Annotated in this window: 12 protein-coding genes and 1 tRNA gene; 8 read left to right on the plus strand and 5 right to left on the minus strand. The window is 67.7% G+C overall.

Going from position 1 to position 12121, the window contains the following annotated elements:
* Positions 1-58 precede the first annotated feature (58 nt).
* From typA to ACK8OR_RS10860, 5 genes are all read left to right on the plus strand, one after another.
* Positions 59-1879, plus strand: coding sequence for a translational GTPase TypA (gene typA, locus ACK8OR_RS10840; RefSeq protein ID WP_410189408.1), 1821 nt, complete (start codon positions 59-61; stop codon positions 1877-1879).
* A gap of 274 nt (positions 1880-2153) precedes the next feature.
* Entirely contained in the window at positions 2154-2894 is a 741-nt protein-coding gene (locus tag ACK8OR_RS10845) for a leishmanolysin-related zinc metalloendopeptidase (RefSeq protein ID WP_410189409.1), read from the plus strand.
* 67 nt (positions 2895-2961) lie between these two features.
* Positions 2962-3975: an ABC transporter substrate-binding protein gene (locus ACK8OR_RS10850; protein WP_410189410.1), complete on the plus strand. Its 1014-nt coding sequence runs from the start codon at positions 2962-2964 to the stop codon at positions 3973-3975.
* Entirely contained in the window at positions 3975-4724 is a 750-nt protein-coding gene (locus ACK8OR_RS10855) for an ABC transporter ATP-binding protein (protein WP_410189411.1), read from the plus strand. Before ACK8OR_RS10850 ends, ACK8OR_RS10855 begins: the two co-directional genes overlap by 1 nt.
* 27 nt (positions 4725-4751) lie before the next feature.
* Entirely contained in the window at positions 4752-5582 is an 831-nt protein-coding gene (locus ACK8OR_RS10860; protein ID WP_410189412.1) for an ABC transporter permease, read from the plus strand.
* Positions 5583-5588: 6 nt separating this feature from the next.
* Here the strand turns inward: ACK8OR_RS10860 and ACK8OR_RS10865 are convergent.
* The 4 genes from ACK8OR_RS10865 to ACK8OR_RS10880 form a co-directional block, all read right to left on the minus strand.
* Positions 5589-5665 (minus strand) — tRNA-Arg (locus ACK8OR_RS10865).
* 43 nt (positions 5666-5708) lie between these two features.
* Positions 5709-6722, minus strand: a complete 1014-nt coding sequence (locus ACK8OR_RS10870) for a glycosyltransferase family 2 protein (RefSeq protein ID WP_410189413.1) — start codon at positions 6720-6722, stop codon at positions 5709-5711.
* Positions 6719-7195, minus strand: a complete 477-nt coding sequence (locus tag ACK8OR_RS10875) for a GNAT family N-acetyltransferase (protein WP_410189414.1) — start codon at positions 7193-7195, stop codon at positions 6719-6721. Before ACK8OR_RS10875 ends, ACK8OR_RS10870 begins: the two co-directional genes overlap by 4 nt.
* Positions 7192-7503 carry an ETC complex I subunit gene (locus tag ACK8OR_RS10880; RefSeq protein WP_410189415.1) on the minus strand — a complete coding sequence of 104 codons (312 nt, stop codon included), beginning with the start codon at positions 7501-7503 and terminating at the stop codon, positions 7192-7194. The genes ACK8OR_RS10875 and ACK8OR_RS10880 overlap by 4 nt, the downstream gene beginning before the upstream one ends.
* Positions 7504-7756: 253 nt before the next feature.
* Here ACK8OR_RS10880 and uvrB point away from each other — a divergent pair, with 253 nt between their 5' ends.
* From uvrB to ACK8OR_RS10895, 3 genes are all read left to right on the plus strand, one after another.
* Entirely contained in the window at positions 7757-9916 is a 2160-nt protein-coding gene (gene uvrB / locus ACK8OR_RS10885) for an excinuclease ABC subunit UvrB (protein WP_410189890.1), read from the plus strand.
* A gap of 66 nt (positions 9917-9982) precedes the next feature.
* The gene (locus tag ACK8OR_RS10890; RefSeq protein WP_410189416.1) at positions 9983-10678 is read left to right on the plus strand and encodes a hypothetical protein; all 696 of its coding nucleotides are present in this window, start codon (positions 9983-9985) and stop codon (positions 10676-10678) included.
* A gap of 160 nt (positions 10679-10838) precedes the next feature.
* Complete coding sequence (locus tag ACK8OR_RS10895; RefSeq protein ID WP_410189417.1) at positions 10839-11750, plus strand: hypothetical protein; 912 nt, start codon at positions 10839-10841, stop codon at positions 11748-11750.
* Positions 11751-11769: 19 nt separating this feature from the next.
* Here ACK8OR_RS10895 and ACK8OR_RS10900 read toward each other — a convergent pair whose 3' ends face one another.
* On the minus strand, positions 11770-12102 hold the full coding sequence (locus tag ACK8OR_RS10900) for a DUF5665 domain-containing protein (RefSeq protein WP_410189418.1): 333 nt from the start codon (positions 12100-12102) through the stop codon (positions 11770-11772).
* Between the last annotated feature and the right edge of the window lie 19 nt (positions 12103-12121).

Consider the following 12121-nt stretch of genomic DNA (forward strand, 5'->3'; position numbering starts at 1 on the left):
TATCTTTCTGCGGCGCGGCGTAGTATCGCGCGCGCAATCCGACATTCGAGGCATTCCCATGGACCTTCGCAACATTGCGATCATCGCGCACGTCGACCACGGCAAGACCACGCTGGTGGACGAGCTCCTGAAGCAGTCCGGCACCTACCGGGCGAACGAGGCCACGACCGAACGGGCGATGGACTCAAACGACCTAGAGCGCGAGCGGGGGATCACGATCCTCGCCAAGGCGACCTCCGTCGAATGGAAGGGCACGCGCATCAACATCGTCGACACGCCCGGCCACGCCGATTTCGGCGGCGAGGTCGAGCGGATCCTGTCGATGGTCGACGGCGTCGTCCTGCTGGTGGACGCGGCCGAGGGCCCGATGCCCCAGACGAAGTTCGTGACGTCCAAGGCGCTGGCGCTGGGTCTGCGACCCATCGTCGTGCTCAACAAGGTCGACAAGCCCGATGCCGAGCCCGACCGCGCACTGGACGAATGCTTCGACCTCTTCGCCAATCTCGGGGCCGATGACGACCAGCTCGACTTCCCGGCCATGTATGCCTCCGGCCGTTCCGGCTGGGCGGATATGGAACTCGACGGCCCGCGCGAGAATCTCGACGCGCTCTTCGATCTGATCGTCGACCACGTTCCGGCACCGAAGCAGGTCGCCGACCGCGAGAAGCCGTTCCGCATGTTGGCCACTACGCTGGGCGCCGACCCGTTCATCGGCCGCATCCTGACGGGCCGGGTTGAATCGGGCACGCTGAAGGCCGGTCAGACGCTGCACGCCCTCAGCCGCGAGGGCCAGAAGATCGAAACCTTCCGAGCGACGAAGATCCTCGCGTTCCGCGGGCTGTCGCAACAGGCGATCGACGTGGCCGAGGCGGGCGACATCGTGACCATCGCGGGCATGGCCAAGGCGACCGTCGCCGACACGCTGGCCGATCCGTCCATCGACGTACCCCTGCCTGCGCAGCCCATCGACCCGCCCACCATCACCGTCACCTTCGGCATCAACGACAGCCCGCTTGCGGGACGTGACGGCAAAAAGGTGCAGTCCCGCGTCATCCGCGACCGGCTGCTGCGCGAAGCCGAGACCAACGTGGCCATTAAGATCACCGACACGCCCGGCGGCGAGGCCTTCGAAGTCGCGGGTCGCGGCGAACTCCAGATGGGCGTGCTGATCGAGAACATGCGCCGCGAGGGATTCGAGCTGTCGATCTCGCGCCCGCAGGTGCTGTTCCGCGAAGAGGGCGGCCAGCGGTTGGAGCCGGTCGAGGAAGTCACCATCGACGTCGACGACGAGTATTCCGGCGCGGTCATCGAGAAGATCACCGGTGTCCGAAAGGGCGAGCTGGCCGAGATGAAGCCCGCAGGCGCAGGCAAGACGCGGATCATCGCGCATGTCCCGTCGCGGGGCCTGATCGGCTACCACGGTGAATTCCTGACCGACACGCGCGGCACCGGCGTCATGAACCGCGTGTTCCACGAATGGGCGCCTTACAAGGGGGCCATTCCGGGCCGTCGTGCGGGTGTCCTGATCTCGATGGAGGACGGGGTCTCGGTGGCCTACGCGCTCTGGAAGCTGGAAGATCGCGGCAAGTTCTTCATCGGCGCGCAGGAGCAGGTCTACCAGGGCATGATCCTCGGCGAGCACAGCCGCGAGAACGATCTCGAGATCAATCCCCTCAAGGGCAAGCAGCTGACCAACGTGCGTGCATCGGGCACGGACGAGGCCGTGCGCCTGACGACGCCGGTCAAGATGTCGCTCGAGCAGGCCATTGCCTATATCGACAACGACGAACTGGTCGAAGTGACGCCGAACGCCATCCGTCTGCGCAAGCGCTTCCTCGACCCCCATGAGCGCAAGCGCCAGGCCCGCGCCGCGGGGTAACGCGCGCCCGGACGAACGCGGCTCGCGCAAGCGGGTCGCCGGACCAAGTGCCAGACCAAGCGTCGGTCCGATCGCAGGTCGGTGATCGCTCCGGTGGGGCGATCCCGTCGCGAACGGGCTTAGCGCGGGCGGGGACATAGATCCGGTGGGACGCGGCGAGGACCGATTGCGACCCGCCCCGTAGGTGGCTCTCCGCCCAATCGGCCTGCTCGCGCAACCCACTCTGGCACGGCCCGGCCCCGTCGCATCTCCTGACGCCGGAACGGAGCGCGTCATGATCGACTTGTCCTACCTGACCGATATCGGGCCTGCCCGACGGGCCGTCTTCGAAGCCGCGGCGCGTCGCTGGGACGATGTGGTCGACACCGCCTTCGAACCGCTCCGCATCGCCGGGCGCACCGTCAGCCAGATCCGCATCGACATCACGATCGAGCCGCTCGACGGCAGCGGCGGCGTGCTGGGACAGGCGGGACCGACGATCCTGCGACCCGGCAGCGAGTTGCCCGCCATCGGCGTAATGCAATTCGATACGGCCGATGCCGACGCGCTCGACCGCGAGGGCCGCCTCGCCGACGTCATCCTGCACGAGATGGCGCATGTGCTGGGCTTCGGCACCCTCTGGGCGCGGCGCGGCCTTCTGACCGGAGCGGGTACGGCGGACCCGCGCTTTTCGGGGCCGGCCGCGATGCGGGAATGGGCCCTGCTCGGCCCGGAGGGCGGGACCGGCGTGCCGGTGGCCAATACCGGCGGGCCGGGCACGCGCGAAGGCCATTGGCGCGAACTCGTATTCGGTGACGAGCTTCTGACCGGGTTTCTTTCGGGCGCAGACCGGCCGCTCAGCCGTCTCTCCATCGCGGCGTTCGAGGATTTGGGCTATGCCGTGGACTATGCGAAAGCCGACCCGTTCGTGCTCCCCGACTTCCGCGCGCTGGCTCTCATGGGCGTGACCGAGGCGGTGCGGGTCTGCGACCTCTGCCGTATGGGCCGGACCGACCCGGTGGTGGCACCCGGCTGACCGCCCCCCGTTGACTTGCCGCGCCGCGCGGCTTCCACTCCGCCCCGATTGCACGGGAGGAAACCGAATGACCGTCACACGTCGCCAGACCCTTGCCCTGATGGGCGCCACCGCCGCCGCTTCGCTGGCGGCACCCGCCATCGCGCAGGGTACCAAGCTGAAGATCGGCGCGCTGCGCTTCACGTCCCATTCGCCGAGTTTCATCGCGCTCGAGAAAGGTCTCTTCGCGGAGGCCGGTCTCGACGTCGAGCTGGAGTTCTTCCAGGCCGCGCAGCCCATGGCCGTGGCCATCGCGAGCGGCGATGTCGACTACGCGATGACGGCCATGTCGGGTGGCCTCGTGAACCTGGCCGAGAAGGGCGCGATCAAAGTGATCGGTGGCGGCCTTTCCGAAGAACAGGGCATCGACGGCCAGAAGATCCTCGCCTCGGATGCGGCGTTCCAAGCCGGTCTGACCTCGCCCGCCGCACTGGGCGGAAAGCGCTTCGGCATGACGACCGCCGGATCGAGCTTTCACTACATGGGCTCGAAGATTGCGGCGGCCGAGGGCGTCGAGATGGAGTTCGTGCCGCTCCAGAAGGTCGGCGCCATCATCGGTGCCCTCAAGACCGGCCAGATCGACGCCTGGTCCATCGTGCCCCACATCGCCAAACCCATCGCGGGCGGCCCGGAGGTCCACATGATCGGCAACGTCGCCGACTACCTGCCCGACTACCAGGTCACGACCGTCTTCACCTCGACCGCGAACGCCGCCGACCGCGCCCAGACCGAGGCGTTCCTTTCGGCCTTCGGGGCGGGCGTGACCGACTACAATTCGACCATGATCGACCGCGCGGGCGGCGATGCCGGCGTCGATGCGATGGTCGATCTGATCCACAAGTACGTCTACACCGACCGCGAACGCGAGAAGGCCGCGCCCTCGATCATCAACGGCACGATGCGCATCAACGAGGGTGCGGCGCTCAACGTCGCGTCGATCCGCGATCAGCTCGAATGGTTCCAGTCCGAGGATCTCGTGGATGCGGGCATCTCGCTCGATCAGATCATCGACGCCACCTATGTCGAAACGATCGGCAGCTGATGGACCTTCGGGTCGAGGGGCTGTCGCATCGCTATGGCGACACGGTGGTGCTGGACGATGTCACGCTGGACATTCCCGCGGGGCGCATCGTCTGCATCGTCGGCCCCTCGGGCTGCGGGAAATCGACGCTCCTGCGGCTGATCGGCGGGTTGGAGCGCCCCGAGGCGGGGGCGGTACACCAGATCGGCGCACCGCGCGCGACCTCTCTGAACCCGCTGACATTCGTGTTTCAGGATTTCGCCCTCCTGCCGTGGCGCAGCGCCGCGGGGAACGTGTCGCTCGTGCTCGAGGATCATGGTGGGATCGACCGGGACGGCATCGTCGCCGACGTGCTGGAGCGCACGCGCCTGTCCGAATTTCGGGACGCCCTGCCCCGCCAGCTCTCGGGCGGAATGAAGCAGCGCGTCGCCATCGCGCGCGCGCTCGCCGTGTCGCCAGAGGTCATGCTGATGGACGAACCCCTGTCCGCGCTCGACGCGCAGACACGCGAGCTTCTGATGGATGACCTGATCGACCTGTGGCACCGGGAGCGCTTCACGGCCGTCTACGTGACGCACAACCTCGCCGAGGCGGTCCGGCTGGGCCACCGCGTCGTCGTCCTCTCGCGCCGCCCGGGCCGCATTCGCGAGGTGGTCGAGATCGACACGCCGCTCGCCGAACGGGGCGCGATGGAGGATGTCCAGCGGCATCTCTGGGACCTGATGCGCGATGAGGCACGCGCCGCCGATGCGGAGTTGATCGATGCCTGAGCGCGCCCCGCGATCGCCCGTCACGCCATGAGTTCGGTCCCCGACCCCCGTCCGCGCGCTGACACGCCGGCTGCCCCCCGGACGGTTCCGTTCCGGGGCGGCGGCTTCCGGCCCGTCTCGAACCGCTGGGCGGGTCTGATGGTGTTCGTCCTCCTCATCGCCTTCATCGAGCTGGCCCTGCGGCAAGGGTGGATCAGCCGGCTGACGCTGCCGCTGCCGTCCGAGGTGTTGGACACGTTTCGCCAGTTGCACGAGACCGGGCTACTCTATCGCCATCTCGGCCCCAGCCTGTCGCGCTTCGTGGTGGGCGGGGCGCTGGGCGCGCTGGCCGGGATCGGGGTCGGTACGCTGATCGGTCTCTTCGGGCTGGTGCGGGCGGGGCTCGTGCCTTTGGTGGCCGCGATCTTCCCGATCCCGAAGATCGCGCTCCTGCCGCTCTTCGTGATCTGGTTCGGCATCGGCGAAGGCTCGAAATACGCGCTGATCGCCTTCGGAACCTTCACGCCCATGGTCGTCGCGACCTATGGCGCGGTCGACAACGTCGATCGCACGCTGATCCGGATGGGTCAGTCCTTCGGCCTCTCGTGGTGGTCGATCGTGCGAAAGATCGTGCTGCCGGGCGCGATGCCGGGCATCCTCTCAGGCCTGCGCATCGGGCTGGCCATCGCGATCATCCTTCTGGTCGCGGCCGAGATGCTGGGCGCGCAATACGGCATCGGCGCCTACATCCTCGAGGCCGGGTCGCTCTACGATCTCGAACGTCTCTTCGCGGGCGTCGTGATCCTGTCGGTGCTGGGGGTGCTGACAAGCGGGGCCATCGGCCTCGTGGAGCGGCGCGTGCTGCGCTGGCGGAGCTGAGGACGGTGGCGGGCCCTGAAGGATTCGAACCCTCGACCTGCCGATTAGAAGTCGGCTGCTCTATCCAGCTGAGCTAAGGGCCCCTCGTGCCACGCATGCCACCCGACCCGCCGCCGGGCAAGGGCATCAGCGCGCGTCCTCGGTCGGCCCCCAGGTCCGCGTGTGCACCACCTTCGTGCGGTTCGAGAGATGCGCGAATTCCGGCACCTCCTTGAGGGCTGCGATCTTGGCGCGATGCGCCTCGACGCAATGGGCGTGCAGCCGCGCCAGTTCCTCGTCTTCCAGCAGTCTCGCGATCTCGGCCCGCACGGGCTCGATCCAGCGGGCGATGGCGTGGTTCTCGACCTCGTTGTGGTCGTAGCGCCGCCAGTAGGTCATCGACGCGGCCTTGTCGGGATGGTTCGCGTTGCCCCGCGCCGCCTGCACGAGGAAGCTGTCGGCCGAGCGCAGCGCGTAATGGTTCAGCTGCGCGAGGTCGTGGTTCACCATCGGCCCCTGCAGCACCTTAATCTCGGTCGTGCGGTTCTCCATCGGCACCGGATCACCGCCCGCATTGACCCAATCGACCTCGGCCGCCCGGTCCGCGTCGAAGCGTGGCGAATGATTCGACAGCCGCGCCATACCCGCCTGTCGCGAGGTCAGCGTCTTGATCCCGCGCCGCGACGGCCGCCCCTCGTCGGGCACCTCCAGCGCCTGGCACCGGACGAAGCGCTCGATCTGCAACCGCTCGTCGAAGGACCGCGCGCCGCCCGACCCGAAGGCGAGCTGGTTGACCGAGATCACCTCCGCCTCGGGCAACGCCGCGAGGAGCGCGGCCAGCGTCCCGTCGCCGGTATTGATGCAGAGAAACTCGTCCACATCGAAGCTGAACACCCAATCCGCCGTCTTCAGGCGGCCCATCAGGTTCGCGTATTCGATCACCGCCCAGTGATGGCGCCCGTGGTCCAGCATCATCGACGGGTTGGGCAGGTGCCGCAGGTAGCCCAGCACGTCCAGCCGATCGAGCAGCAGGTCGCTGCCGTCGGTGCAGTCGTTCGTGAACACGATCGGATCGTTGAAGCCGATCAGGCGGTGATAGGCGAGCCATTCGAGGATGAACGGCCCTTCGTCCTTCATCGGTGTGATCGACGTGATCCTCATGCCAGCTCCAGCCGGAAAAACGCGCTGGCCGGATCGTCTCGATAGCCCGGCAGCACGCCACACGGCCCGTAGCCCAAGCCGCGGTAGAGCGCCCGCGCGGCATCGTAGCCCGGCAACGCCTCGGACCCGGTCTCCAGCACCAGCGCGCGGTGCCCGGCCGCCCGCGCCGCCTCATGCAGATGGGCCATTAGACGGCGGGCCAACCCCCGACCGCGATAGGCAGCGGCCACGTGGACCGACTTCACCTCGGCCACGCCGTCTCCAAGGTCGCAGAGCGCCCCGATCGCCGCCACCGCGTCCCCGTCCGCCAGGGCCCACATCGTCACCTCCGGCGCCGACAGCGCCGCGACCCCGAAGGTGTAGTCATTGGTCTCGGGCGCGGCCTCGGCCCCGTGGGCCTGCTGCGCCGCGATCAGCGCGCGGACCCCCGGCTCGGTCGCTTCGGCGCGGCGCAGGCGCAGCGGGTCGCTCAATGCGTCCAGGCGCCTCGGCGGTTGGTGGCGAAGTTCTCGCCATAGCCACCCGCCCGCAGGTTCGCCTTACGCGCCTGCGACCGCAGCACGACGTAGTCGACCCCCCGGTCACGCGCATAGTCCTCGGCCTCGGCCTGGCTCTCGAAGCTCAGCTTGATCTGGCTCTGCGTGTCGCTCGACCCGGTCCAGCCCGTCAGCGGATCGACCTCGCGCGGGGTCTCGGGGACGAATTCCAGCACCCAGTCGCGGGTCTTGGCCGTGCCCGAGGACATGGCCGTCTTGGCCGGCTTGTAGATACGCGCGCGCATGGGTCTCTCCGGGTCGGTCGGTTCCCGCGTGCATATCGGGCCGGGGGCCGTCCGCGCAAGGCCTGCGCGATGGCGGCAGCGCGTCCGCAGCCCCGCGCCCGCACCTTGAACCCGACGCGAAAGGGCGCACATCCTGAGGCAACCCCGACACGCGCCGAAGACAGGTCCCGCCATGGCCCACAACAACGACAACCGCCCCAAGGGCGAGATCCTGACCCTGCCGCCGCGCGAGGACGTGACCGGCCATCTGCCGATGATGCAGCGCCCCGCCGCCGCGCGCCCCAAGCTTGAAGGCGGCAAGCGTCTGCGCATGGCCACCGACTTCAAGCCCGCCGGCGATCAGCCCACCGCCATCGCCGAGCTGGCGCAGGGCGTGGACGAGGGCGAGCGCGATCAGGTGCTGCTGGGCGTGACGGGTTCGGGCAAGACCTTCACCATGGCCAAGGTCATCGAGGAGACACAGCGCCCGGCGATCATCCTCGCGCCCAACAAGACGCTCGCCGCCCAGCTCTACGGCGAGTTCAAGGGCTTCTTTCCGGACAACGCCGTCGAGTATTTCGTCAGCTACTACGACTACTACCAGCCCGAGGCCTACGTGCCCCGGTCGGACACCTTCATCGAGAAGGAATCCCAGATCAACGAGCAGATCGACCGGATGCGCCACTCGGCGACCCGCGCCCTGCTGGAGCGCGACGACGTCATCATCGTCGCCTCCGTCTCCTGCATCTACGGTATCGGCTCGGTCGAGACCTACGGCGCCATGACGCAGGACCTGCTGACCGGACACGAATACGACCAGCGCACGGTGATGGCCGATCTCGTCGCCCAGCAATATCGCCGCAACGACGCCGCCTTCGCGCGCGGCGCCTTCCGCGTACGCGGCGACAGCGTCGAGATCTGGCCCGCCCACCTGGAGGACCGCGCCTGGCGGCTGTCGTTCTTCGGCGAGGAGCTGGAGAGCATCGTCGAGTTCGATCCCCTGACCGGGGCCAAGACCGGCGACATGGACAAGATCCGCATCTACGCCAACAGCCACTACGTCACGCCGCGCCCGACGATGCAGCAGGCGATCAAGGGCATCAAGTCCGAGCTCCAGATCCGCCTCGACCAGCTCGTGGGTGAGGGCAAGCTGCTCGAAGCCCAGCGCCTCGAGCAGCGCACCAAGTTCGACCTCGAGATGCTGGAGGCCACGGGCGTCTGCAACGGGATCGAGAACTACTCGCGCTATCTCACCGGCCGTGCCCCCGGCGAGCCACCCCCCACGCTCTTCGAGTACATCCCCGACAACGCCATCGTCTTCGCCGATGAAAGTCACGTCTCGGTCCCGCAGATCGGCGGCATGTACAAGGGCGATTTCCGCCGCAAGATGACGCTGGCCGAACACGGGTTCCGCCTGCCCAGTTGCATGGACAATCGCCCCCTCAAGTTCGAGGAATGGGACGCGATGCGCCCCCAGTCCGTCTTCGTCTCGGCCACGCCGCAGACCTGGGAGCTGGAGCAGACCGGCGGTGTCTTCACCGAACAGGTGATCCGTCCCACCGGCCTTCTCGATCCGCCGGTCGAGATCCGCCCGGTCGAGATGCAGGTCGACGACCTCTTGGACGAGATCCGGAAGGTGACGCAGGACGGCTTCCGCACGCTGGTCACAACGCTGACCAAGCGCATGGCCGAGGACCTGACCGAATACCTGCACGAGCAGGGCATCAAGGTCCGCTACATGCACAGCGACATCGACACGATCGAGCGGATCGAGATCCTGCGCGACCTGCGCCTCGGCGCCTTCGACGTGCTGATCGGGATCAACCTGCTGCGCGAGGGGCTCGACATCCCGGAATGCGGCCTCGTGGCCATCCTCGACGCCGACAAGGAGGGGTTCCTGCGCTCCGAGACATCGCTGGTGCAGACCATCGGCCGCGCCGCGCGCAACGCCGAGGGCCGCGTCATCATGTATGCCGACCGCATCACCGGCTCGATGGAGCGCGCCATCGGCGAGACCAACCGCCGCCGCGCCAAGCAGGAGGCCTACAACCTCGAGCACGGCATCACCCCCGAGACCGTCAAGAAGAATGTCGAGGACGTGCTCGCCGGGCTCTACCAAGGCGACGTCGACATGAGCCGCGTGACGGCCAAGGTCGAGAAGCCGCTGGCCGGCGCGAACCTGCAGGCCCATCTCGACGGCCTGCGCGCCTCGATGCGCAAGGCGGCCGAGAACCTCGAATTCGAGGAAGCGGCGCGGCTACGCGACGAGGTCAAACGGCTTGAGGCCGTGGACCTGGTGGTCTCCGATGACCCGCTGGCGCGGCAATCGGCGGTGGCGCAGGCGGTCGAGGACGCGCGCAAGGCCGAGGGTCGCAGCACGGCGGGACGGCCCGGACAGCGTGGTGGCAACGTGAAGCGGCGCAAGAAGCGCTAGCTCATCGTCGCAGAGGGATCGCTTGCGTTAACACTCGCTTAACCGTTTCTGCATCTGTTGGGCGCGATGCGCGTGCTCGTCCTTCTGTTCCTCTGCTTCGTGCCCGAATTCGCGCTCGCCGGTCCGTGGCCACGGGACCAGGGGCAGGTCTACGCGCTGTTCGGTCACCAGGGCGGGCATAATGGGTGGTCCGGCCTCTATCTCGAATATGGCGGGCCCCGGCGCCTGACCTTCGGGCTCGAGATCGGGGGGCATCTCGGTGGATCGTCCACACCGGGTGTGCCCGGCTTTTCGGACCGGCTGACCGACGGGCGCATCCGCACCTTCGTCCGTGCGCCCGTCCCGCTGCCCGGTCAGGACGGAACGGGGCCATTCGCGCGCTGGCTGGCGGCGGTCGAACTCAGTCTCGGGCGCGATCTGCGCGACGACGGTCGCAAGGTCGAGCGGCTCGGTCTCGGGGCCTCGATCGGGCGCGATATCTCGACGCGCTACGGCGACGGCTGGATGGCATTCGACCTTCTCGTCTCGGGCGGCTCGGGGGTGGAGACGCGGATGAATTACGGGGCCGTGGCCGGGATCAGGCCGACCGACAGGATCACCGTCGAGCTGGGTCTCTTCGGCGAAAGCGATGGCGACGCGAACGTTCAGGTCGCCCCGACGATCCAGTACGATCTCGGTCGCATCGGGCAAGCCCGGCTGGGCCTGAGCTTCGATCCGGACAAGGATACCGCGCTCGTCCTCGGCTGGTCGCGGACGTTCTGACGCGCCCGCTCGCCCCGCGCACCGGCAGAATCCGGCCAGCATCGATGCCGCCCGCAGCCGCGCTTGCCAGACCCAACACACCCCGCCAGCCTGCCCTTGCGTAAGCCACGCGCGACCCTGGCCCGACCGGCGTCGCCACACATCATTCGAGGAGATTTCGATGGCCTGTCGGACCGCCAAAGCCAAACGCGCCGCCACCGCGACGAAGGAGGCCACCAAGGCCGTCGACGACCTCGAACAGATGATCAAGGGACAGGAAGCGGCCAAGAAGAAGGACTTCTTCGCCCGGATCGCGGACGATCTCGAGCAGACCGGCGCCTCGGATGCCGAGCAGATCGAATACAACATGGACATCAAGACCGAGTATTCGAGCGAGTTCAGCCTCGATGCCGTCGCCGACGCCGTCTCCAAGACGATCCACGCGGCCGCCGCGACATTGAAAGCGCAGGAAATGCCCAGCCCGGCAACCTCGGCCGAGGCGCTGGAGGCCTATTCCGACGTCGTGGTCAGCGTGGCCGAGGCCGCGCGCTCGTCCTCCGAGACCGCGACCAGCATCTCGTATTCGATGAACCGCATCGGGCGCGGCCTCTTCGCCTTCCTCTACGCGACCTCGGCCAAGGCATCCGACAAGGAGACGTTCGGCGAGGAGGCGATCACGGCGACCGCGATCTTCTACCGCATTATGCGCAGCGGCGAGGATGCCAAGCGGCAGGAACGGTTCGACACCGTGCTGCTCTATGTCGACGCGCTGCATAAGGCCAAGGTGATGCAGGTCGCCCTACTCGACGATCTCGGGAATGGCACCTACGACCCCGACGAATACATCGCCAAGGACGCCCAGATGCAGAAGGTCGTCGACCTCTGGCAGAAGCGGGTGGACGAGGCGAAGCTCGACCGCGCGGATGGTCCGGTGATGATGGGCGCGGGGCCCGGTGGCCCCATGGGCACAGGCGGTCCCGATCTCGAGGCGGCGGCCAAGCGCGCGCTGTCGAAGATCTCGGCGGGCGACGACCGCCTGAAGGCCATCGTCGAGCGCTCCGAGGCGCGGCTGGCCGCTGGGCATTTTCGTTAAGCACGGCGCAGCGCCGGGCCTAGTCCGGCGTCCGATCCTCTTCGACGGTCACGTCCCCATCCCCCTCGACCGTCACATCGACCTCGAGTTCCGGCCGGATCAGCCGGATCACCTCGGACGCCCAGTCGCCGATGATGGGGATGAAGTTGATCTGGCTCAGTGACCAGACGAGCACCGACAGCACGACCGTCGCGCCGAGAACGCCGCCAAGGCCGAAGGCGATGCCCCGGTAAAGCTGGAACATGATCAGCTTCGGGACGGAATTGTGGATCTGCAGCCAGCGGTGCCGGTTCAACCGGGCCACCTCGCGCCGCAGGGCCGCGACCTCTTCGTTCAGCTCATCGCGTTCCATCGGACTGTTCCTATCACGA

The organism is Jannaschia halovivens (genome assembly GCF_046452375.1).
GTDB lineage: Bacteria > Pseudomonadota > Alphaproteobacteria > Rhodobacterales > Rhodobacteraceae > Jannaschia > Jannaschia halovivens.